The organism is Pseudoalteromonas sp. PA2MD11 (assembly GCF_017808125.1).
Taxonomy (GTDB): Bacteria; Pseudomonadota; Gammaproteobacteria; order Enterobacterales; family Alteromonadaceae; genus Pseudoalteromonas; species Pseudoalteromonas simplex.
The window spans coordinates 59081-79781 of sequence record NZ_JADKNF010000019.1 but is presented as its reverse complement, the minus strand read 5'-3'; the positions used below and the strand labels follow the sequence as shown (position 1 = coordinate 79781).

General features: G+C 41.5%; 21 protein-coding genes and 2 tRNA genes. 8 read left to right on the top strand and 15 right to left on the bottom strand.

Translation table 11 applies throughout. The annotated features are described in order from the left end of the window. The first annotated feature begins 168 nt into the window (after positions 1-168). Positions 169-759, top strand: a complete 591-nt coding sequence (locus tag ISP07_RS17860) for a DUF938 domain-containing protein (RefSeq protein ID WP_209328440.1) — start codon at positions 169-171, stop codon at positions 757-759. On the opposite strand, the gene ISP07_RS17855 is transcribed toward ISP07_RS17860, so the two are convergent. The 3 genes from ISP07_RS17855 to ISP07_RS17845 all read right to left on the bottom strand — a co-directional run bounded on the left by ISP07_RS17855 (position 736) and on the right by ISP07_RS17845 (position 3769). After that, positions 736-1875, bottom strand: coding sequence for a GNAT family N-acetyltransferase (locus ISP07_RS17855; RefSeq protein ID WP_209328439.1), 1140 nt, complete (start codon positions 1873-1875; stop codon positions 736-738). The two genes, ISP07_RS17860 and ISP07_RS17855, sit on opposite strands and share 24 nt — an antisense overlap. Next, on the bottom strand, positions 1872-3239 hold the full coding sequence (locus tag ISP07_RS17850) for an alpha/beta hydrolase (RefSeq protein ID WP_209328438.1): 1368 nt from the start codon (positions 3237-3239) through the stop codon (positions 1872-1874). The genes ISP07_RS17855 and ISP07_RS17850 overlap by 4 nt, the downstream gene beginning before the upstream one ends. Before the next feature lie 68 nt (positions 3240-3307). Further along, positions 3308-3769 (bottom strand): Lrp/AsnC family transcriptional regulator, encoded by a 462-nt coding sequence (locus ISP07_RS17845; protein ID WP_209328437.1) that lies wholly within the window; start codon positions 3767-3769, stop codon positions 3308-3310. Positions 3770-3882: 113 nt separating this feature from the next. On the opposite strand from ISP07_RS17845, the gene ISP07_RS17840 reads away from it, so the two are divergent. Beyond that, positions 3883-5052, top strand: a complete 1170-nt coding sequence (locus ISP07_RS17840; RefSeq protein ID WP_209328436.1) for a PrnB family protein — start codon at positions 3883-3885, stop codon at positions 5050-5052. Beyond that, a complete protein-coding gene (locus ISP07_RS17835) occupies positions 5052-6179 on the top strand; it encodes an aminotransferase class V-fold PLP-dependent enzyme (protein ID WP_209328435.1) in 1128 nt (375 codons plus the stop codon). The genes ISP07_RS17840 and ISP07_RS17835 overlap by 1 nt, the downstream gene beginning before the upstream one ends. Positions 6180-6301: 122 nt before the next feature. On the opposite strand, the gene ISP07_RS17830 is transcribed toward ISP07_RS17835, so the two are convergent. The 5 genes from ISP07_RS17830 to ISP07_RS17810 form a co-directional block, all read right to left on the bottom strand. After that, positions 6302-7069: an MBL fold metallo-hydrolase gene (locus ISP07_RS17830; protein ID WP_209328434.1), complete on the bottom strand. Its 768-nt coding sequence runs from the start codon at positions 7067-7069 to the stop codon at positions 6302-6304. 69 nt (positions 7070-7138) lie between these two features. Continuing rightward, positions 7139-7639, bottom strand: a complete 501-nt coding sequence (locus ISP07_RS17825) for a DUF4124 domain-containing protein (RefSeq protein ID WP_209328433.1) — start codon at positions 7637-7639, stop codon at positions 7139-7141. A gap of 108 nt (positions 7640-7747) precedes the next feature. Continuing rightward, a tRNA-Ser gene (locus ISP07_RS17820) sits at positions 7748-7840 on the bottom strand. A gap of 53 nt (positions 7841-7893) precedes the next feature. Next, positions 7894-7984: transfer RNA gene (locus ISP07_RS17815), tRNA-Ser, on the bottom strand. Between the two features lie 226 nt (positions 7985-8210). Then, the gene (locus ISP07_RS17810; protein ID WP_167350231.1) at positions 8211-8351 is read right to left on the bottom strand and encodes a hypothetical protein; all 141 of its coding nucleotides are present in this window, start codon (positions 8349-8351) and stop codon (positions 8211-8213) included. 323 nt (positions 8352-8674) lie between these two features. On the opposite strand from ISP07_RS17810, the gene ISP07_RS17805 reads away from it, so the two are divergent. After that, on the top strand, positions 8675-9523 hold the full coding sequence (locus tag ISP07_RS17805; RefSeq protein ID WP_209328432.1) for a diacylglycerol/lipid kinase family protein: 849 nt from the start codon (positions 8675-8677) through the stop codon (positions 9521-9523). A gap of 54 nt (positions 9524-9577) precedes the next feature. Here ISP07_RS17805 and ISP07_RS17800 read toward each other — a convergent pair whose 3' ends face one another. Beyond that, positions 9578-10507, bottom strand: a complete 930-nt coding sequence (locus tag ISP07_RS17800; RefSeq protein ID WP_209328431.1) for a DMT family transporter — start codon at positions 10505-10507, stop codon at positions 9578-9580. 101 nt (positions 10508-10608) lie between these two features. Here ISP07_RS17800 and ISP07_RS17795 point away from each other — a divergent pair, with 101 nt between their 5' ends. Next, entirely contained in the window at positions 10609-12051 is a 1443-nt protein-coding gene (locus tag ISP07_RS17795; protein ID WP_209328430.1) for a PLP-dependent aminotransferase family protein, read from the top strand. A 62-nt stretch (positions 12052-12113) separates the two neighbouring features. Here the strand turns inward: ISP07_RS17795 and ISP07_RS17790 are convergent, their stop codons facing one another. Then, positions 12114-12914 carry a YggN family protein gene (locus ISP07_RS17790; RefSeq protein ID WP_138598937.1) on the bottom strand — a complete coding sequence of 267 codons (801 nt, stop codon included), beginning with the start codon at positions 12912-12914 and terminating at the stop codon, positions 12114-12116. Positions 12915-13305: 391 nt separating this feature from the next. Here ISP07_RS17790 and ISP07_RS17785 point away from each other — a divergent pair, with 391 nt between their 5' ends. Continuing rightward, a complete protein-coding gene (locus ISP07_RS17785; RefSeq protein WP_082389337.1) occupies positions 13306-13494 on the top strand; it encodes a PA3496 family putative envelope integrity protein in 189 nt (62 codons plus the stop codon). A gap of 52 nt (positions 13495-13546) precedes the next feature. Here ISP07_RS17785 and ISP07_RS17780 read toward each other — a convergent pair whose 3' ends face one another. The 3 genes from ISP07_RS17780 to ISP07_RS17770 all read right to left on the bottom strand — a co-directional run bounded on the left by ISP07_RS17780 (position 13547) and on the right by ISP07_RS17770 (position 15140). Next, a complete protein-coding gene (locus ISP07_RS17780; RefSeq protein WP_054563709.1) occupies positions 13547-14029 on the bottom strand; it encodes a glutathione peroxidase in 483 nt (160 codons plus the stop codon). A 107-nt stretch (positions 14030-14136) separates the two neighbouring features. Beyond that, the gene (locus ISP07_RS17775) at positions 14137-14436 is read right to left on the bottom strand and encodes an AzlD domain-containing protein (RefSeq protein ID WP_209328429.1); all 300 of its coding nucleotides are present in this window, start codon (positions 14434-14436) and stop codon (positions 14137-14139) included. Further along, positions 14433-15140, bottom strand: coding sequence for an AzlC family ABC transporter permease (locus ISP07_RS17770; protein ID WP_209328428.1), 708 nt, complete (start codon positions 15138-15140; stop codon positions 14433-14435). The genes ISP07_RS17775 and ISP07_RS17770 overlap by 4 nt, the downstream gene beginning before the upstream one ends. A 137-nt stretch (positions 15141-15277) precedes the next feature. Here ISP07_RS17770 and ISP07_RS17765 point away from each other — a divergent pair, with 137 nt between their 5' ends. Then, on the top strand, positions 15278-15928 hold the full coding sequence (locus tag ISP07_RS17765; RefSeq protein ID WP_209328427.1) for a cytochrome b/b6 domain-containing protein: 651 nt from the start codon (positions 15278-15280) through the stop codon (positions 15926-15928). 57 nt (positions 15929-15985) lie between these two features. Here the strand turns inward: ISP07_RS17765 and ISP07_RS17760 are convergent, their stop codons facing one another. After that, on the bottom strand, positions 15986-16438 hold the full coding sequence (locus tag ISP07_RS17760) for a c-type cytochrome (protein WP_058585373.1): 453 nt from the start codon (positions 16436-16438) through the stop codon (positions 15986-15988). A 103-nt stretch (positions 16439-16541) separates the two neighbouring features. Next, positions 16542-17012, bottom strand: coding sequence for a DUF2721 domain-containing protein (locus ISP07_RS17755; protein WP_054554628.1), 471 nt, complete (start codon positions 17010-17012; stop codon positions 16542-16544). A 235-nt stretch (positions 17013-17247) separates the two neighbouring features. On the opposite strand from ISP07_RS17755, the gene ISP07_RS17750 reads away from it, so the two are divergent. Then, on the top strand, positions 17248-20652 hold the full coding sequence (locus ISP07_RS17750; protein WP_209328426.1) for a S8 family serine peptidase: 3405 nt from the start codon (positions 17248-17250) through the stop codon (positions 20650-20652). Positions 20653-20701 lie beyond the last annotated feature (49 nt).

The following is a 20701-nucleotide window of genomic DNA, read 5'->3' as shown; positions in this document are numbered from 1 at the left end:
GATTAATTCACTTAAGAAATAGCATAAGCTGTACCAATATTGATCAATAAATTTAACTAGTTGAAAATAATGGTTTTATATTTTTAACTAATAAATTCACCGCGACTTTATTATTTATTTTTGCTTTACTGTTGTGCATTAATTACCAAACATGGTGCACTAATTTGTATGGATAAACCCTTCTCTCAAGCCTGTGAAAACAACAAATTACCTATTTTAAACGTATTAGAAGCGTTCTTTTCTGATGTGACGGATGTATTAGAAGTCGGCTCAGGTACTGGGCAACATAGTGTGCATTTTGCAACGCATTTAGCACATTTGCAGTGGCATTGTAGTGATCGCGAGGTTAATCACCCGGGGATTTTACAATGGCATCAAGAAGCTGATTTAACTAACTTGCATGCGCCACTCATACTCGACCTTAATGATCCTTGGCCGGTTGAAACAGTGAATGCCATTTTCACTGCCAATACAATGCACATTATTAGCTGGCCACTGGTGGAGCGCTTTTTCCAAGGTGTAGCAAAGCATTTAGCGCCTAAAGGTAAATTGTGTATTTATGGACCATTTAAGTACCAAGGTAAGTATACCAGTGCCAGTAATGCTGAATTCGATGCGTTTTTAAAACAGCAAGATGCACATAGTGCAATCCGTGATTTTGAAGCGATTTGCCAACTCGCAGAGCAAGCTGGCTTAACCTTGGTTGAAGATGTGCAAATGCCAGCGAATAACCAATTATTGCTGTTTAAAAGGCAGTAAGCTTTCGCATTGGGCTTTATAGAGCGCCATATGTTGGCGTTCTCTATTAATAAAATCACTAATGGCAGCTGCAAACTCAGTGTGTTGAATATGATGCAGTGAATAGGTATTTACGGGCTTAAAACCGCGACTTATTTTATGCTCACCTTGCGCGCCAGAATGGAACTGCTTAAGTTTGTTGGTAATACAGTACTCAATACCTTGGTAATAGCAAAGCTCAAAGTGCAAACTATCAAGCTCATAGTTCGTTCCCCAGTATCGACCATATAAACAATTCTGATCTTTAAAACTGAGTGTGGCGGCAATCACCTCTCCTTGATACTTAGCGAACATTAACACCAGTTTGTCGGCCATGCTTTGCTGTAATAGCTCAAAAAAGGCGGTATTCAAATAACCATTGTGGCCTGAGCGCTTCAAATAGGTTTGGCGGTAAAAATGACTAAATTGCTGCATGTGCTGTTTGCTGATGTTAGCACCTTCGAGCCATTCTACGGTTATCTGTTGTTCAGTTATTTTTGCGCGTTCTTTTTTGAGCGATTTACGCTTTCTTGCGGTGAGTGAAGCTAAAAAGTCCTCAAAGTCATTATAGCCTTCATTAAACCACTGAAACTGCACGCCATGACGTTGCATTACGGTGTTGCTAGTTAATGCAGTCGCTTGTTGCTGGTGGCAAAAATTTATATGCCAACCTGACCAGTCTAATTGCGCTGCTGTTGCTGTGAGTATGTGCTGAATGTACGCATAGACTTCAGCGGGCTTATTGTGATTTATACTAATTCGTTGCCCTGCAATAGGTGTGAATGGTACGCCACACAGCCATTTGGGGTAATACTCTAAGCCATGTTGTTGATAGGCTTCAGCCCAAGCCCAGTCAAATACATATTCACCATAAGAGTGGTGTTTTAGATACCCGGGTAGTAAGGCTATAACCTGTTCTTGCTGGTAAATTGCTAGGTGCATGGGTTGCCAGCCCGACTCTTCACTCACACAGCCTGCTTGTTCTAAAGCCGCTAAAAAAGCGTGATCGGTAAAAGGCGAATCATCAAAAAATGATTGCCATAGAGTGGCATCAATCTCGCTTATTTGATTAAACCAGCGGTGGTTAAACTCACTCATTGTGCAGCCGATTCAATATCTTTGATAAAATTGTTGATATGCATAGCAAGCTTATCGAAATAAGGGTTAAACGTGAGTCGTGCAAAGGGCTTGTGCGCTTGTAAATTTTCGGCTGTGCGCTCACCCATCACAACGTCTTTTTGGTATTTGCAGGCTGTATAAAGCGTGTCGTCATCTAAGTAGCTTCCGCAATTGCGATACAAAGCTTTACGACCGTAGTAAGGGTTGCTGGGTTTATTAACAATACCAATGTGTGACATCCCTTTGATTTTTTTACAGTCATCGGTGTCGCAGTCATCACGAATTATTTGGTAATCAGCTGGAAAGCTAGCTGGGATGTTTTTGTCATCCCCATAGTATAAAAGGCGATCAAGCTGATTATTCTTGCGCGTTTTTGGGTCGTGCAGCTTAGTTAAAATCTTAAAGGTTGCTTGGTTATCTATTGTGGTGTCAATATCACTAAAGGTACTAAATATCGCTACATTAGGCAGTTGGCGATGACGTAGTTCATCAAGGCTAATACGGCTCATTGCTTCGTGACTAGCTGAGGCTGCACTAAATGGAAACGACTCATACTTGGCAAAATCAAGGTCTGCGTCTTTATCAATCCAATTCACAAATGGAATCGCATCGACCCATTTCGCCAGCCAACCGTTTTTATTGTGTGGCTCGCTTGCAGGTGAAAACAACATAGCAGCCGTAATTTTATTATCGACCGGGCCTTGAGTTAAGTAATCAATAACCAGTGCAGCACCCGTTGAGTAGCCCCCTAATATCACCTGATCAAAGTCTTTTAATGTGCGCTCAATGGCATACACGCTAGCCTTTTGCCAATCATCGGCATCGATGTCTCTAAGTGCTGCAGGAGCGGTACCATGCCCAGGGAGTAAAATTGTGCGTACCGTATAACCTTGTTGATAATACACTTGTGCAAGGTCGTGATAGGTAAAGGGTGAGTCGGTTAAACCGTGGATCAAGAGCACCGCTTTACGGCTATCGGCCTGTTTAAGTTCAAATGGGCTTATTAAATCAGCAACAGTTGCGTTAGCTGGTCGAGCGCCTTGTGCAACAAGTTGCTGATAGGTGTCTGTGTAAACAGGGCATGGCAAACTAGCACGCGGATTTTCGCTACTAATTTGCAGGTACGCAGCGGTTAAATAGTCACTAAATGCTTGCTCGATATTATAGCTAAAGGTGCTATGGGTTCGTGGTAATGGCTCTCTAAATAGTCCTTCGCGCTTACTTTTCATCATCAGCTCTTGGTCTTCAAGCTGAGTAAGGCAGGTTTGTTGTTGCGCCATTAATGAGCTGCTAAAGAGCCCACTGATGGCCCAAGAGATAGCAACTAAGTTGATGAATTTCATATTTTAAGCATCCTTTTAAAGCCTGTTTTTAGCTTATCGAGTTATGTTTTATTTGCAAGCAAGCTGCGTCAAGCGAGCGGTAAATGACGCTTAGTGAACGCTTGTTTTAAGACCACTGTCGATTCGATGTTGGCAATACAATCAATACTACCTAATTTATGTTTCACAAAGCTTTCATAGCTTTCTAAGTCAGCAGCAACGATCTTCAGCAAGTAATCATAACTGCCTGAAATAACAGAGCACTCAAGCACATATTCAAGCTTCTCAACCTGCTGTTCAAATTGCTCAGCAGCGGCAACAGAGTTCTGGTTTAAGCGAACAAAGGCATAAACAGACACATTTAAATCAACGGCTTTAGGATTGATGGCAGCATGGTAACCACTGATCACATTTGCTGATTCGAGCTTTTTAATGCGGCGAAGGCAAGGGGTATCTGACAGGCTAACCGAGTGTGCCAGCTCTGAGACAGAAGTTCTCGCATTATCTTGTAAAGCATTAAGTAATTGTTGGTCTTTTTTATCTAATTTCATTTTTATTTGAGTGACTTTCACTAATCTAGATGGATTCTAGTCTATATTTTGGCGATTAGCACTCATTGAACTCTGTTAACATTATCGCAATATAATTATTTTGGAGTGAGCCTGTGACTGAGAACACCAAGGCATTTGATAGCTGGCTTCGCACCCGTTTTGTTGAGATCAACAGCGAATTAGAAAAACTATATTGGCAACAAGACGATAAAGCGAATGTAGAGGGTGTCGGTGAGCACCTTAAATGTCAATTAGAGCAAGAGGGTAATGAGCATATTCGTGCCTTACTGGCAGAGGGCAATACCGATGAAGGCTTTGATAACGCCTTCGATTTATTAGGCAATGTTGGCTTGTATATGGCGGCATGCCGTCGACATGAAATCACTGAGCCTTCTCGTGAAACAAGTTCACCGCTTGTTGAAGCCTCTGCGTTGGCAATGCACATTGGTGCATCTATTGGTGTAACCCCGCGTTTTGCAACGGCGCATTTAACCACCCACAATAAAGCGGTTGATGGTTTGTATAAGCGCTTTACTGACCTTGAAGATGAGAAAATCTTTGTCGATTACAACACTAAGGGCATTTTAGCGTATAAGCGCGCGGCAGATGCTTTATTAAAAATTCAGCCATTAGGGATATCGCACCCTATCACGGCTGATTTACTCACAGTAGCAAAACAAGCGCTGCTTGATGTGATTGAGTCGAACAATACACTATACAACAAGCTCGATACAGACCGCTTTTTCTATTGTGTTCGTCCGTATTACAAGCCGTATCGAGTAGGTAAAGAGGTATATCGAGGTGCGAACGCCGGTGATTTTGCGGGCATAAATGTCATTGATTTATTACTTGGTCTTTGTTTTGCTAATGAACCTAGTTACTCGCAAATGCTGGTGGATAAATTCTTGTATATGATGCCTGAAGATCAGCAGATCCTGCGTGAAAGCATGCGTATGACAAGTATTATGGATGACTTCTTAGCCGCAGAAGCTGAGCGCGATAGTGAATGGTTACAAACTAACTTAAAGCTGTTCATTCAAGTGTGTAAACTGCATGGTGATACTGCCATTGGCCACCATAATCAATTGGTCAGTAAATACATAGCGCAGCCTTCACAGCAAATGCAGCAACAACATATGGATAAAGTCACAGCCAGTGGGCCGCCTTTGCATGTGTTACTAAACTCACTAGAGCAGTTGCGTGATCGCCGTGCGGCAGCAAAGCGGGATGATATTCGCACCCGTTTCGATGACTTAACTAAGTTAAAACAGTGGATTAAGTAATGAACAAAAACGATTTTGTAATTCCACAAGGCAGCTATTTGCTTAACCACTCTGTTGGAAGACCATTAAAATCTGCTGAGCAGCATTTTCATCAGCAGTTTTTTGCCGCTTGGCAAAATGAAAATAAAGAGCCATGGCAACAGTGGCTGCAAGGTGTTGAGGCGTTTACGAGTAGTCTCGCTAAATTATTTAACTCGCACAGTGAGCTATTTTGCCCACAAGTTAACTTATCGAGTGGTTTAACTAAGCTGTTGATGTCGCACCCGCGACTGCAACAAGAAAATTGCAAAGTGTTGATGGCAGAAAGTGATTTTCCAAGCATGGGTTTTGCAATGCAAAAAGCTCTACCTGAAAGTGCTGAAATCGTGTTTATTGGTAAGCATGAAGACTTAACCGATGTTCAGGTTTGGCAGTCATATTTAGCGAAAAATGATATTGATTTAGTCTTTATTAGCCATGTTTATTCAAACACGGGTCAGCAAGCGCCTATTCACGAAATTATAAATATCGCGAAACAACACAACACATTGAGCTTACTTGATGTTGCACAGTCTGCGGGCATTTTAGAGGTCGACTTAACTAAGCTTGATGCCGATTTTATGTTGGGCTCGAGTGTCAAATGGCTATGTGGTGGACCGGGTGCTGCTTATTTATGGGTTAACCGCAAGCAGCTATCACTTTGTCAGCCACAAGATGTTGGCTGGTTTTCTCATCAAAATCCGTTTGAGTTTGATATTAAGCACTTTGCTTATCATCAAACCGCGTTGCGCTTTTGGGGCGGTACCCCTTCAGTTGCACCTTATATTTTGGCTTCGCATAGTATTAATTACTTTGCTGATCTTGGTATTGAGAAAGTACGTGCTCATAACTTAGCAATGCTCGTGCAGTTTCATGATCAATTAGCTGATTATATGCGTTCACCAATACAGGCTGACAGATGTTCTGGAACGGCCATTATGCATTTTGGCGAGCAACAAGCGGCTGTTAAAGCTGCGCTTGAGGCTGCGAATATTGCGGTTGATGAACGTCACTTAGGCTTAAGAGTCTCTGCTCATATTTATAATGATCAGCAGGATATAGATACTTTTATCATGACTGTGAAAAGGGCCTTATACCAACGCGCTTAATTAAGTGAGCTCTTTTGAGGCAATAAAACCTTGTTGATAACAAGGCAAAAATTTCGTAGTTAAGTTGTTCTTAATGAAAAATTTTTAACGCAGGTAGCGACAGGTTTTATCCCTCAAAATGATTAAGTATTATTGCGAGTTGGTATTACGTTAAGAGCTTGTCGAACCTTTGCTTTGACAGAACGCCAGTGCGTCATTGGTTTTTCGGGGACCAGCGCTAAAATTTGCTCAAAGTCGATGTCATCAATACTAACTTCGTTACTGTGGGCAAACATAATTCGTTTTGGTTGCAGCGCTTTTAGCATCAACAAAGAGTTTAAATACAGCTTTGGGTAAAAAACAGGAAAGGGTGGCACAAGCTGCCCTTTTACTTTTACTAATAAATCAGCAATGTAAATTCGCTCGCTAGGAATATGATACAGACTAATATCTCGGTCGGTATGACCTGGGCTATGCAGTGCTTGCCAATCGTCAAAGCCGGGTAGGGTTGCATCAGTGGCAAGGTAATAGTCAGCATCTAAATGGCGGCTGTACCAAAGATTGTGGCGTTTTTTATTTAACCTACCGGCGACCCACCAAGCCAAAGCAATATCGGTTAAATGCATTAAGAAACCATCAATGCCTCTATACCATTGCCCTGGGGCGTTCGACGTAGCTATTTTTCCACCGCTTAACTTTCTTAATGCATGCGCTCCACCGGCATGATCTGGGTGCATATGGGTGACTACTATTAGTTTTAAGTCTGTGATGGGGCGCTTGAGTTGTTCGGTAATATAGTCAAATACAGTATCAACATCAGCACGGCAACAACCATCAAGCAGCATTAGTTTGTCTGGGTATTCAACCAAATAGATATTTTGGATATAACCTTCGAGCGTATGAATTTGCAAAACGATTGATCCCTAAACTAAATCAGCAAATGTTGTTATATCATGTCTGACCAGTTTTGGTAAGCTAGACTAATTGGATTGCGTGCCTCGCTCTTTGAGCTGTTTTTTGGTTTCTTCTAGCTGTGCTACCTGTTTTTCGAGGGGGGCGATTTGGCTTTTATAATAAGCATTAATACGTTCGCTTTGTTTGCTAATAGCATCATCAATAGACGCTGCGCCTAACCTGTTTGCGGCATCTTGTGTCATATTATTGAGTTTACCAATGCGCTCACTCTGTTGTTTTTGTAGTTCTTTGATCTCTAACTGAAGGCGGTCTATTTCGCGATCGGCTTTTTGAATTTTTAAATAATCTTCAACACTTAAGTCTGCAGGTTTTTGTGGATTTGGCGGCTGCTCTGTGGCTGGGGGTTGGTTACTTGCGGGTGGTGGTGCAATTTTTACTATTGCTGCATCTTTACCACAAGGCTGCTCTGTAAAGGTGGCAACCCCGTCAATCATGCACTTATAAATAGTGGCTTGACTGTTGGCGCTGGCAGATAGGGCAAGAGTAAAAAATGCAAAACGAAACATAGCATCACTTTGTGTAGCAAATAGATACTTAGCATGCATGAAATATAATGAAGTGTGCAAGTTTTCGGGCATAAAAAAACCGCTTAAAAGCGGTTTTTAATAATAAAATGGTGGAGAAGGAGGGATTCGAACCCTCGATAGAGCTACAAACCCTATACTCCCTTAGCAGGGGAGCGCCTTCGGCCACTCGGCCACCTCTCCAGCGCATAATTCTGATTGTAATTTGCTGAAATTACTCAACAAATAAAAATAAGTGGTGGAGAGATAGGGATTTGAACCCTAGAGGGGCTACAAACCCCTGCCGGTTTTCAAGACCGGTGCATTCGACCACTCTGCCATCTCTCCACATCGTGATGCGAGAATAATACTTAGCTGAATCGGCTGTGTAAATAGGAAAAAGTTTGTTTGCTTGTTTTTTGAGCGTAAAGAGGGTGTTTTTTGTAAAAAGGTTTAATTATTTGCTGTTTTTAACTTAAAAGAAGGGGTTGGGGCAGTAAACGGAGGAGCTAAAGAAGGATCTTCGTTAGTGGTTGGGTGTTTACTGCACCGATAAAGTAACCATGGTTGGGGATTACTTGTGTTGTACTGCGCCGCCAAGAGCTAACTTTTTGCCGTAGCGATTTAGTTTTGCCAACATTTTTGCTTTGCGGTTTGTTGGTTTTACGGCAACATGAGCTGCAGCGTTTTGGTTTAATGTATTAATTGGGTTCATTACTTTGCTCCGGGTTGTGTTTGGTTGAAAACGTGAGTATTTTGCAACCAAACTGGACAAAAATAAAACGATAAAAATTGAGTCTGCCGGATAACTTTTTCTAATCCGAAAGCCTTTTATTAACATGGGGTTAAGTTTTAAATACACATTGATCTGCATGCTTATGCAATTGCATTTGCGTTGAAGTATAAGTAAGTAAAGGTTTTTAGCTTTTGGTGTTTTTATTTATGCGTTTTTAGAGTGAGAAAGTGACTAATTATTCAGATTAATATAATTTGAACGAGCGTGGTGTTTTTGCCATGCAAGAAAAGAAGTAACCGTTGATGTTGATAATAATAAAGCCAAGTGACAAAAAAAATCATAAAAACAGTGTTGATTGGCTACTAAAAGAATGTAAAAAAAGACAGATTGAGCCTGAATTGTATTTAACCACAGGCAAGTTTGAGAATGATTGCGCTGATATTGCGCATTTGGCTAAAAACCAGAGTCAAGTTGTGGTGATTGGTGGTGATGGGACGCTGCATTTAGCCGTTAATGCATTAATGACGAGTCGCTGTTCTATCGCGTTAATTCCAGCAGGCACAGGAAATGATTTTGCGCGTGGCTTTGCGTGTAAAAAACAGGCTTGGTATGACGCTGTTTTTAATAGCCGTACAGAATTAATCGATGTTGGACAAATCAATCAGCGCTATTTTATTAATGTGGCGGGAATAGGGTTTGACGCTGAAGTCGTGACGCAACTAAATAAAGCCGGAAGTTTTAGCTCGTTTGGCTACACTTGGCAGGGCATCAAACAGCTATTTTCATTTCGGGCACGCTCACTTAAGGGGGAGTTTAATGGTAAAGCACTCAACTACAGTAATTTAGCGACGATTTTTGCTAATCATCATTACTTTGGTGGTGGCTTAAAGATTGCCCCTCGGGCAAAGTTAAATGATGGTCAGCTTGATTGCTACTGCATGCCAGCTGGCGGTTTATTGAAAAACCTGCTCAGCTTTTTGTATTTACTGCTCGTAAAGCATCATAGTTTGCACGCGCTGGAATATACCTGTTTAACGACTGCCGAGATCACCACGAAAGGGCTGGCTATAGAAGCCGATGGTGAGCTCGTTGGCTTTACTCCGGCTAAAGTTAAGATTCACAAACAAGCACTTCGTTTTCATGTGCCATAAAAAAGCGCCGGCAAAATTTGCCAGCGCTTGGTGTTAGAGGCGACATAGTCACTTCTAACTGGGGACGGAGCTTTTTTGCTGCAGATTACGTGCAGCAAAAAATGCTTTAATTTGTCGAGTAGGTGTCAGCACGATAGCATTTCCGAATAACACCAAGCTAAATCCCATAAAGGTATTCGCTTGCCATTCGAATCCTTCAAATAAGGTACTTAAGACCACTGCAACCAGCGGGAATAATACGATTACATAGCTTGCTCGCTCAGGGCCGATATTTTTAAGTAGCGCGAAGTAACAAGCAAATGCGATTACGGTACCAAATACTGCTAAATAGAAGAGCGATACCCAATAGCTGGTTGGGGCATTCAATGTCAGCTCAACGTCGCTTACTAAAACATAAGCTGCTAGCCCTAAAGCGCTGTATAACATACCCCAGGCATTGCCTTGAAGTACGCCAATATTACGCTGAGAGTTTCGAACACTGACCATATTCCCCAATGAAGCCACAAAGGTCCCAGACAGCGCAAGTAGTAACCCGACCAATGCACCATTACTCAAGTCGAATTGCTGAATTTGTGGCCAAAATAAGCTGGCAATACCCATTACGCCAAGTAGAGCCCCAAAGTAAATTCGTTTCGCAATTGGTTTTGCGAAGAACAAGCGGGTGTTAATAATGTTCATCAATAGCAACATCGAAAACGCTATTGAGGCCATTGCTGAGGTGAGATAGTTCTGCGCCCAATACAGCACTAAATAATTTAAACCAAAGTTAAATAAGGCTAATAAAGCAAAAAATCCGTGATCACGCAGTGAATAATGCATAGGTAGCTTTTTCATGAGCACAAAGGCCCACATTAAAATAGCTGCAATGGCAAAGCGGTAAAATAAAGAGACCTCAACAGCGACATCACCCAGTTGAAACTCAATAGCTAGCCAAGTCGATCCCCAGATCAGTACTGTAGCAAGGTAGAGAGCGGCGCTTTTCATAGTTAGTACCCAAAAATTGAAAGTATGTTCATTTTAATCCTCTTCTGTATACTTAACATATACAGAAAACTAGAAATGCAACCTATACAGTTTGGTGAGCTATGTCACAAGTTATCAGTCGTAGTAACAGTGAGTTCTTATATCAACAAGTTATTCAGCTAGTTAGAGATCTTTGCTTGCAAGGCTCGTTATTACCGGGTGAAAAGTTACCTTCGCTCAGAAAAATGGCAGACAAGCTCAACATCAGTATTCCTACTGTAAAACAAGCGTATCAATTACTTGAAGGGCAAGGATTGATTGAAGCAAGAGAAAAGTCAGGGTACTTTTTAAAGTCTTCACAGTTAAATCAGTCACGACCAAAGCGAGTTAGGCTCAGTCGAGAGCCGACCACAGTCAATAAGCAAGGCTTGATTGAGCAAGTCTACAGCGCTATCCATAAAGCTAATGTGGTGCCATTTGGTATCGCCAACCCTGTGGCTGCTGCACCGACAGATAAAGCACTGGCACGAACAATGCGCCGAGTAATGACATTAGCGGGCGCATCGGCAATTAATTACGGGCCGATGGATGGCTTTGCACCACTTAAAAAACAGCTCATTCATCGCTATCTGGACTTTGGTATTGGGGTTGATAGCGATGAATTAGTGATCACCAATGGTGCTCAAGAGGCACTGGCGATTGCCCTTAAGTGTGTGGCTAAACCCGGTGATGTTATTGCTATCGAGTCGCCTTGTTATTTTGGCATTATCGAGTTAATTGAAAGCTTAGGTTTAAAGGCACTGGAAATACCGCTGTGTCCTGATGAAGGAATATGGCTAGATGACTTGGCTCAAGCACTCGATGAACATGATATAAAAGCCTGTGTGTTTTCAACCTCATTAAATAACCCAGTTGGCAGTTTTATGCCTGAAGCCAAGCGTGAGCAATTAGTGGCACTTTTAGAGCAGCGCGAAGTGGTGCTTATTGAGGATGATGTTTATGGCGACTTACATTTTACGGCTAAGCGCGCCACACCTGCACAAGCCTATTCAAAAAAGGGTTTAGTGATCACCTGCGCGTCGTTTTCAAAAACAGCCGCACCTAGTTACCGCATAGGTTGGATCATTGCCGGTAAGTTTGCAGAGCAAGCAAGACGACATAAACGCGCGCTTAGTTGCTCTGCGCCACTTATAAACCAGTGGACCTTGTATGAGTTTATAGCCAGCGGTGAGTACGACCGTAACATTCGTTTGCTTAGACAGCGCTTAAGTACCAACAAAGAAAGAATGATTTGGTGCCTGCAGCAATATATGCCTAATTGTGCGCGTATAAGTAACCCGCAAGGGGGCTGTGTTATCTGGGTTGACCTTGGTAGCCAATATGATGCGGTAAAGTTATTCCACTTGGCATTAGAGGCGGGGATCAGTATTACTCCGGGGTTGATATTCTCAGCGGGTAAAAAGTACCGTAGCTGTTTTCGCTTAAGTTATGGCTTGCCTTGGTCTGAAAACTTAGAGCAGGCGATTAAAACGTTATCGCAACTGACTGTGCTGGCCAAAAAATAAAAAAGCGCAGAGCAAGCTCTGCGCGAAAGGACCAAGTGTTTTGGTTCAGGGATGTTAATTCATTACTCTGCGTTCTGTTTGAAAGTAAATAGTTGATACTCTTTTAGCTCTGGTACTAGTACCACTAATTCTTGTTCTTTATGAGCGATATCAGCAAAGCTGCCGCATAATGCATCTGCACGTTCTTCAAGTTGAGCTGCCTGTGTTTCTACGCGTGCTTCTATTTGTGCGCCCATGTTTTCCATACGTTGCTCAAACTCATCCATGTCGCCACCTGAACCTAAAAGCTCAGAACCTAGCGCAATTAAAATACTGCCCATCGATTGCATCATGGCTGACTCTACAGCCGATTCAATTTGCTCATCGAATTGGTCTTCAAAGTTTTGGCCAAATTTTTCGAAATTTTGCTGACCCATGGTAAACGCACCTTGCTGATAGAAGGCGTTTTGCACTTCTACACTGATATCGTCCATTAATTCTGAAATGTCGTTTAGGCCATCAATATTGAAAGCATTTGATACTTCTTCAATTGCTACGCCTGCTATTTTTACGCCATCAAGTGCGATATTTGCTACTTCAGGAAGTTGGCTGCGTAAGCTGTCTGAGTAATCTGCAATTGCTTGCTGTTGTGAAGCATCAAGCGACACGCTTTGACCATCGATATATAAAGTGTGTTGATCGATGATTTTCATAGTACGATTATCGGCTGTGTATACTTCTAACTCGCTTGGTGTGATGCGTACATCATTTATAAATTCAACATCACACTGCTCACCGCTGAATGAAATATTTGTATCATTATCGTTATGAGCCATTGCGCTGGTAGCGATAAATAAAGAACTTACTAACAATAACTTTTTCATTTTTTTCTTTCCTGTTTGAAATGACACAAATACATAATCAAATTGAATGCCATAATTTATAAGTTCAATTAATTCAATGGTTTGATGTGTTTTTATGATTTTTTGAAAATTGCGGTCAATAATTTTTTAACCACTTTTTAGTCAAATTAACTAAAAAATACACATGCATAAATGACTCTTATCGAAACGATAAAAAACTCTCACTTTTCAGAAATCAAATTTAGCGCTATTTATTCACAATATTGACATATGACCTATTTAGCATGGGTGTATGGCTTTATTTTGGTGGTTTTTTAGATACTAAATTACTACTGAGCTTTTTAATCTTTGCCAATTCATCGAGCAAATTTTAATCTCAAGAATTGGTCTCAAACACTTTATGGAGTGGGTTGTGGGTAAGACATTTAGTTATGACGCGCTAGATGACGATTTTGTTGAAGACGAGTACGAAATGGTCGGGCGTAATCAACACGACAAGAAAAAGCAACGCGTTAAGAAGAAGTTGGAAGACTATCTTGAACAAAAACGCTTGCGTAGAAACTTAGGCGATGACGACTTTGACGAGTACTTGAATGACTAAGCATAAATTTAGATAAAGAGGCAATTTGCCTCTTTATTGCTTTTAGACTTTGTTATTTGCCCAGTGCAGCTGCGATGTCTGATTCGAGCTGTTCAGGCTTTGTCAGTGGCGCATATCGCTTAATTGCTTTGCCATCTTTACCAATTAAAAATTTGGTGAAGTTCCATTTTATTTTGCGGGTGATAAAGCCCGGTAACTCTGATTTTAGGTATCTAAAAACAGGGTGAGCATGTTCGCCATTCACATCGACTTTGCTCATCATTAAAAAGCTAACGCCATAGTTAATGAGGCAGCCTTCTTTAATTTCCTTCGCATCCCCAGGTTCTTGTTTGCCAAATTGGTTACAAGGAAAACCAATTATTACTAAGCCTTGCTCATGATACTTTTCATGTAGTGCTTGTAAGCCTTCATATTGTGGAGTGAAGCCACATTTACTTGCAGTGTTTACAACAAGTACGACCTTGTTTTCAAAATCAGAAAAGTCAACGGTTTGGCCTTGCAGGCTGGTAGCTGAGAGTTGGTGAAATTCGCTCATAGTGATAACTTTTTATTATTGTTGCATTGATTCTAACTTGCTTGGCATTTTTCTAAAAGGGTAAATTTTAATCAGCGTCTTTTCTTACTTGGGGATAAGCATCGCAGCTAACTTAAAATTATAAATAATCCCATTCCTGCCAGTGTTGTGTAGTATATGTTATGTGTTTTATAGGCCACGATAACAGACACAACAGCAGCACTTTGGTAAGGATTTTGCCAATCTAGATTTGTCCCTTCGTCATTAATAAACACAATGGGCACCCAAATTGCGGTGAGTACGGCAGGGGCGCTAAAACTTAAAAATTGCTGCATTTTCGAGCCGACTTTAAACGGTAATGCGCGGTGTAAAAATAAGTAACGTGTGAAGAAGGTGATACACGCCATTAATAAAATGGTGATCATCATTGTGTATGCTCCTCTTTTGCTTGCCAGCGACTAATTAGATAACCCACTGTCATAGCGATAAGAGCCGCGGTGACAAGCCAAAGTTGAAAGCCCTGACTTTTTAATAGCGTTGCAACAACGCCTGCGGTGATCACTGTAGCCAGTGTCGCCAGGTTCTTTACTCCCGGAATAACTAAAGCAATAAACGTAGCAGCGATGGCAAAATCAAGGCCAAGGTGTGTTAAATCGGGAAGGAGACTTCCTGCGACAATACCTAGCAAGGTCCAGATATTCCATGCAATATAAAAACTAAAACCGGCACTGAGTGCGTAAATAAGGCGTACTTTCGTTCGGTACGCTTTGCGATGGTGCGAAAAAGCAAATAATTCATCGGTTAGTACAAAACTCACTGGCAATCGCCAACGAAAGGGTTGATCTATGACTTTGTGGCGAATAGCTAAACCATATAAAAAGTGCCGTGAGCTAATAATGAGTGTGGTAAATAAGATGGTTAAAAGCGGCGTATTGCCGGCCATTAATTCAATCGCAACGAGCTGTGCTGAACCTGCAAATACCAACAACGACATAGCTTGTGTTTCTAAAGCACTGAAACCATTTTGAACAGCTAACGAGCCACATAAAATTCCCCAAGGTAACACCGCAAGGCATAAGGGGAGCATGTCGAAAAATCCTTTTAGCAAGGCTCTTATTGTTGATTTATGCATCTTATCGCTCATGTTTGTTGTTATGGCTCAGATCAAAACAGCTGAAATAGAGGTGTGTCAAAATAACTGAAGTTTGCAATAATGTATAGCCGAGCCTGTTGCTGAAATCATTAGCATCTTTTAAAGGGAAAGTTACAATGTCAAAAGTTAAAGTATGGGATGGCTTTATAAGAAGCTTCCATTGGTTATTAGTTGCCGCCATCGCAACACTCTATTTTAGTGCTGAAGAAGGTATGTTGGAGCTGCATTTTACTGCAGGCTACTTCACTCTAGCGCTTATTATTACACGTCTTGTTTGGGGCATTATTGGTAGTAAAACGGCAAAGCTCTCTGCACTTATTCACTCTCCTGTTGCTGCAATTAAGTCATTTACAAGCAATGTACATAAAGCGGGTCATGGCGCAGCGGGTAGTTATATGGTGATAGCCTTTTTTGCGCTACTCATCGTACAGTTAACCTCTGGCTTAATGACCAGTGACGATATTTTAACGGATGGCCCGCTGGTGGCGCATGTATCCTCTGATACCGTAGAGTTTGCGGGTTGGCTCCATCATTTAAACTTTGATATTTTGTTGTATGCCATTGTGTTGCATGTATTAGCGATTGTGATTTACCGCATTAAGGGAAAAAACTTAGTGAAACCTATGCTAACGGGTAATAGTGAGCAAGTTGCGGTTACTGAGCCTGTTACTAAATCACCGTTGATAGCTTTTGTTATTTTTGCAGTGTGCTTAGTGGTGCTATTTACGACTTGGGGTGCAGAGCCACTCAGCTATTTGCTTGGCTAGGTAATTTAAGACATTAAAAAAGGCGCTAATAAGCGCCTTTTTAGTTTAAGTTTTTAACTAGTCTTTGAAAGACTTATGGCAATCTTTACAGCCTTTAGCCCATGCGCCAAATGCTTTACCAATTACTTTTTTATCGCCACTTTGCGCTGCAACTGCTAGCTCATCAGCATATTGTTGGAAAGCAACTGCTTTTTTCATAAAGGTTTCGTTGTCGCTCCATACAGCTGCAAGCGCAGATGTATCACCCTTATCAGAACCCGCTACGAAAGCTTCCCAAGGCATTTTAGATAATGCCGCTGCATTGTCGGCACGCTTTTGAAAACGTTCTGCATCAAAAGGTACTTTTCCTTTTAGCATATCGCCCATGTCACCAATTTGTACGCGGATCATTGAAAATGCAGCCTGACGATACTCGATTGCATCGCTTGGCTCTTCAAATACTGAATTTGCTGATGCGCCAAGTGCCATTGTAGATAGCATTGCACCCACTACTAATTGTTTTAATTTCATTCCTTTTGCCCCTTAAGATGTCATAAAAGTAAACTAACTGAGTTTTATCTTAGCTCAATATAATATTCAAGTGTATCGCGGTTAATCTTAACTTAAGTTTAATTTAATCATTTATATCAATATCAGCGAAGATCATGCCGCGGCGCATGCTTCTTGTTGCTAAGAAAACCTCGCATAGTAAAGATAAAAATCCACATATCAAAAGCGCCATAGCAGCCACAAAGCAGCTAGCAATTGTCACGCTCAAGTTGATAGATTGAATATGCGATAAAAATAGACACATAACCACAGCACATACTAATAAGGCACTGAGTACACTTAGACTAAATGCAATATGGATGCAGCGAGAGCGTTTCAACAGTGCCCTTAGCTCCGTTGTTAATGACTTATTGAAGTCTTCATCGGTACTGACTTTAAGCTTGCGCTCTAATTGCCTCGCTCGGTCAGTAATACGCGCTAAGCGATTGGAAAGTACCCCTAGCGTTGCTGCTATACCGGTAATTAAAAAGACGGGTGCAACAGCCGTTTGAATTACTTTTGCCATGGTAAGAATGTTGATAACTTCTGAATTCATTTGATAGTACTCTATTTACAAGGCTTTCGTTTACAAACGTTTACAACCTTTGGTTTTGGGTTTAAGTCTTTGTAAATAATGGGTTTGTTCTCTTTTTTTCGCTGTTAGCGCAAGGTTGTTGTAATTTATATGTAACTGAGATGTTGTTCTTGTCTGTGTTCCCGTTTTATATTCCCACTGAAACTTTGTTTCAATCACTATTTAGACGATAACATAACATATCCCAGGGGAACCCATGTCTAAGAATATAATAAAAAGAACTGCAGTTGCTTTGGCTGTGACGAGTGCAATGTGCGCTGGTGCACAAGCCAATGACTTTTCTAAATATAATCTTGCCGGCAAAAAATTAATCCAATCGAGCGCGGTAACTAAAAAAGAACAAAAAGTTCGCAGTGAAGCAACAAGCTGGCTTGTAAAACTTAATGCTCCAGCATCTATAAATGCAAAAACAATGGGAGCGGATGTAGCGTCAATTCAAGCGCAAGCTAAAGTAGCACAAGCAAGTGTAGAGCAAGCAATCAACAGCATGGACTTACCTCTTCAAGTCGTTGCTAAAACTTCAACCCTAGTAAGCTCAGTTGTCGTTAATGGCAATAAACGTGATGTTGCTAAGTTACTTGCAAATTCTCAAGTAGAAGATATTTACCCAGTATACGATTATGAATTGCATGTTGCTGACAGTGCTGACTATATTGAAGCGACTCCACTTGTATCTAACGGTTTAGCAACAGGTGAAGGTGTTCGCGTTGCTGTGCTTGATACAGGTATTGACTACACTCATACTGCTTTTGGTGGTGCGGGTACAGATGAAGCCTATGCGGCAGCTATTGCTGATCCTGCTTCTGTAGATTGGCCTCAAGGTAAGGTATTAGGCGGCTACGATTTTATTAATAATGATGCAGATCCAATTGATGTGACAACTAACCACGGTACTCACGTTTCTCACTCTGTTAATGGTATTGCACCAAACGTAGATTTATTTGTTTACTCAGTATGTGGTGGTGGCTGTCCAGGCCTTGCACAGCTACTAGCACTTGAAAGCGCTATGGACCCTGATGGTAATGGTGACATTAGTGACCGTGTTGATGTTATCAACATGTCTCTAGGTGGTAATTATGGCGATATTGCCAACGATGCTGTAGGCCTGTTTATTAATCAAGCGGTTAAGCTTGGTACAAACGTTGTTATCTCTGCAGGTAATGATGGCGCATATCCATTCATCGTTGGTGGCCCAAGTACTACAGAAAATGCTCTTTCAGTGGGTGCGATGACTCATCCTACCGGTGAAGAATCAGTTGGTAGTGGTACAATTAATGGTGAAGAAGCAATTGTGCAACCAGCAAGCTTCGGTCCACAAACAGCGTTTACTTTCTCAAGTGATGATATTGAACTGGTATATCCAGATGCAAACCAAACAGCATGTGAAGCCTTTGCAGATGGTGTAGACTTTACTGGCAAGGGCGTTATCATCGACCGTGGTGGTTGTGCATTTACAGTAAAAGTCTTAGCGGCTCAAGATAAAGGCGCTGAGTTTGTAATTATCGCAAATAGCAATGATGATGGTACACCAGCTCCTATGGGGGGGTCTGATCCTGCTGTAACTATCCCTTCTGTAGGCGTGACATTTGCAGCTGGTACTGCACTTAAAGCTGGTGGCGCATTTAACCTTACAGTAGAGCGCCTTGTAACTTCAGGCGCTATTGCTGACTTCACATCGCGTGGCCCTTCAATGGGTGGGCTGTTAAAACCTGAAATAACAGCACCAGGTGTAAATATTATGACCGCTCACCCAGGTCTTGGTGATGGTCTTACTGGCGCAACAGGTACTTCATTCTCGGGCCCAATTACTGCTGGTGCGGTGAGCTTATTAAAAGAAGCGCTGCCAGAGCGTAACGCGTTTGAAATTAAAGCGACGTTAATGAACACGGCAAACCTAAATGTAACTATGGAGCCGTTAGCGATTAACCCAGACGCTGAGCTTGCACCAATTAGTTATATCGGTGCGGGTCTTGTTGATGTAAACAAAGCGGCTAACTTACCAGTTGCTGCCTGGGCTGCAGATACTAAACAAGCTGCTCTTTCGTTTGGTTTAGTAAACGCATCAGAAACAGTTGAGCTTACTAAAACAGTTCAAGTTAAGAACTTCTCTAACGAAGACCAGGTGTATACACTTTCTCTTGAGCAGCGTTATGCAGATGATGTTGAGCGTGGTTCATTCTCACTTGACTACCCAGAGTCAATTACAGTGCCAGCAGGTCAAACAATGTCATTTGACGTGACAGCGACGATTGAGCCTACTACTTTGCCTGAGTGGACATTAACGGATGATAATATTGGTTCACAAGATGCGACAGCTGATTTAACTACCCTAGAACTTGATGGTGCGTTAATCTTCTCTGATGGTAGCGATGAAGCATTTCACCTTGTTTATCACGTATTACCAAAAGCAAATGCAGCAATGAGCTTCACGCCAGTTGTTACAGATAAAGGCGTTGCACATGAAGTGACAAACACAGGTGCTGTAGTACTTGAGCCAGTATTTGCTCCGGCGGTAATGACTGATGATGTTGATGAAGATCAACGCTTTGATTTAGTTGGTGCGTCAATTGAAACATTTGCAGTATCTGCAGAAATTTGTGAAAGCGGCTATGTAACTCTAACTACACTTGTACTGAACGAAGGAATTACTCACTCTTATGTTGGCGGCTTTATGGCTGACTTCGATATGAACCAAGATGGTGAATACGATATAACCGTACAAAATGGAATGCTGGAGTGGTTTTATGAACCAGGTGAGGTAGAGCCAGGAACTGCGATTGCCTTTACTCATGGCTATGGTAGTGGTTCTGGGAAGGTTAGTAATATTTTCCAAATAATTGGTAATAATCACTTAACACTGCAAAGCTGTATTGAAGATTTTGGTTTAACTGCTGATGATATAGGTCGAGCAACTGTAGATGTCCGTTTCCGCACAGAAGAAGCTGTATGGACTCCGATAGCAACAGAAGAAGGTGATGTTGCTATGGATTCTTATACATTCACAGATGCATCAAACGATCAATATGCATGGATTGAAAATGAAGCAGGAGAAACAGTTAGCTCAATTGAACCTGGAGCTTCAGCAACTTTGTACAATGCAGGTGCAGACTTCATGATCTTATCGGACTCAGGTTCTAAATTGTATACGGCAACACCTGAGTCTGACTTAAATACTCCACCAGTAGTTGCAGATGCTGAATTCTCTGTTGATGAAAATACAGAGAACGGCACAGTAATTGGTACTTTAGAAGCCACTTACGGTGCTGATTTAGCCAGCCCTGTTACAGAGTTCATTGTAATTAGCTCAAGTTCAACGGCTATTTCAGTAACAGCTACAGGTGATGTTGTAGTTATGAATCAAGATGTACTTGATTATGACGCTGGTTTAACGTCAATTGAGCTCGAAGTGGTTGCAACGGATAGATCAGGCAATGTTTCAGAGTCTGCTATGGTAACTGTTACAGTTAATAACCTAGCAGATGAAGCATCTGAGCAGCCTGTCGTTGAAGAACCGAAGAAAAAATCTTCTTCAGGTTCACTAGCATGGTTAACATTACTTGCTGCACCGTTCGCATTCATGCGTCGTCGTAAGCAAAAGTAATTATTTGAAAAATAAGTGATAAAAGGGAGCTTCGGCTCCCTTTTTACAT

What these genes read in the sequence shown, in the direction of transcription:
- ISP07_RS17760 (WP_058585373.1), bottom strand. Translation starts at nt 16,438, where the DNA reads ATGAAATTAAAACAATTAGTAGTGGGTGCAATGCTATCTACAATGGCA.
- ISP07_RS17855 (WP_209328439.1), bottom strand. Translation starts at nt 1,875, where the DNA reads ATGAGTGAGTTTAACCACCGCTGGTTTAATCAAATAAGCGAGATTGAT.
- ISP07_RS17765 (WP_209328427.1), top strand. Translation starts at nt 15,278, where the DNA reads ATGTCAAAAGTTAAAGTATGGGATGGCTTTATAAGAAGCTTCCATTGG.
- ISP07_RS17825 (WP_209328433.1), bottom strand. Translation starts at nt 7,639, where the DNA reads ATGTTTCGTTTTGCATTTTTTACTCTTGCCCTATCTGCCAGCGCCAAC.
- ISP07_RS17790 (WP_138598937.1), bottom strand. Translation starts at nt 12,914, where the DNA reads ATGAAAAAGTTATTGTTAGTAAGTTCTTTATTTATCGCTACCAGCGCA.
- ISP07_RS17755 (WP_054554628.1), bottom strand. Translation starts at nt 17,012, where the DNA reads ATGAATTCAGAAGTTATCAACATTCTTACCATGGCAAAAGTAATTCAA.
- ISP07_RS17845 (WP_209328437.1), bottom strand. Translation starts at nt 3,769, where the DNA reads ATGAAATTAGATAAAAAAGACCAACAATTACTTAATGCTTTACAAGAT.
- ISP07_RS17850 (WP_209328438.1), bottom strand. Translation starts at nt 3,239, where the DNA reads ATGAAATTCATCAACTTAGTTGCTATCTCTTGGGCCATCAGTGGGCTC.
- ISP07_RS17750 (WP_209328426.1), top strand. Translation starts at nt 17,248, where the DNA reads ATGTCTAAGAATATAATAAAAAGAACTGCAGTTGCTTTGGCTGTGACG.
- ISP07_RS17800 (WP_209328431.1), bottom strand. Translation starts at nt 10,507, where the DNA reads ATGAAAAGCGCCGCTCTCTACCTTGCTACAGTACTGATCTGGGGATCG.
- ISP07_RS17795 (WP_209328430.1), top strand. Translation starts at nt 10,609, where the DNA reads ATGTCACAAGTTATCAGTCGTAGTAACAGTGAGTTCTTATATCAACAA.
- ISP07_RS17860 (WP_209328440.1), top strand. Translation starts at nt 169, where the DNA reads ATGGATAAACCCTTCTCTCAAGCCTGTGAAAACAACAAATTACCTATT.
- ISP07_RS17770 (WP_209328428.1), bottom strand. Translation starts at nt 15,140, where the DNA reads ATGCATAAATCAACAATAAGAGCCTTGCTAAAAGGATTTTTCGACATG.
- ISP07_RS17810 (WP_167350231.1), bottom strand. Translation starts at nt 8,351, where the DNA reads ATGAACCCAATTAATACATTAAACCAAAACGCTGCAGCTCATGTTGCC.
- ISP07_RS17780 (WP_054563709.1), bottom strand. Translation starts at nt 14,029, where the DNA reads ATGAGCGAATTTCACCAACTCTCAGCTACCAGCCTGCAAGGCCAAACC.
- ISP07_RS17835 (WP_209328435.1), top strand. Translation starts at nt 5,052, where the DNA reads ATGAACAAAAACGATTTTGTAATTCCACAAGGCAGCTATTTGCTTAAC.
- ISP07_RS17775 (WP_209328429.1), bottom strand. Translation starts at nt 14,436, where the DNA reads ATGATGATCACCATTTTATTAATGGCGTGTATCACCTTCTTCACACGT.
- ISP07_RS17805 (WP_209328432.1), top strand. Translation starts at nt 8,675, where the DNA reads ATGTTGATAATAATAAAGCCAAGTGACAAAAAAAATCATAAAAACAGT.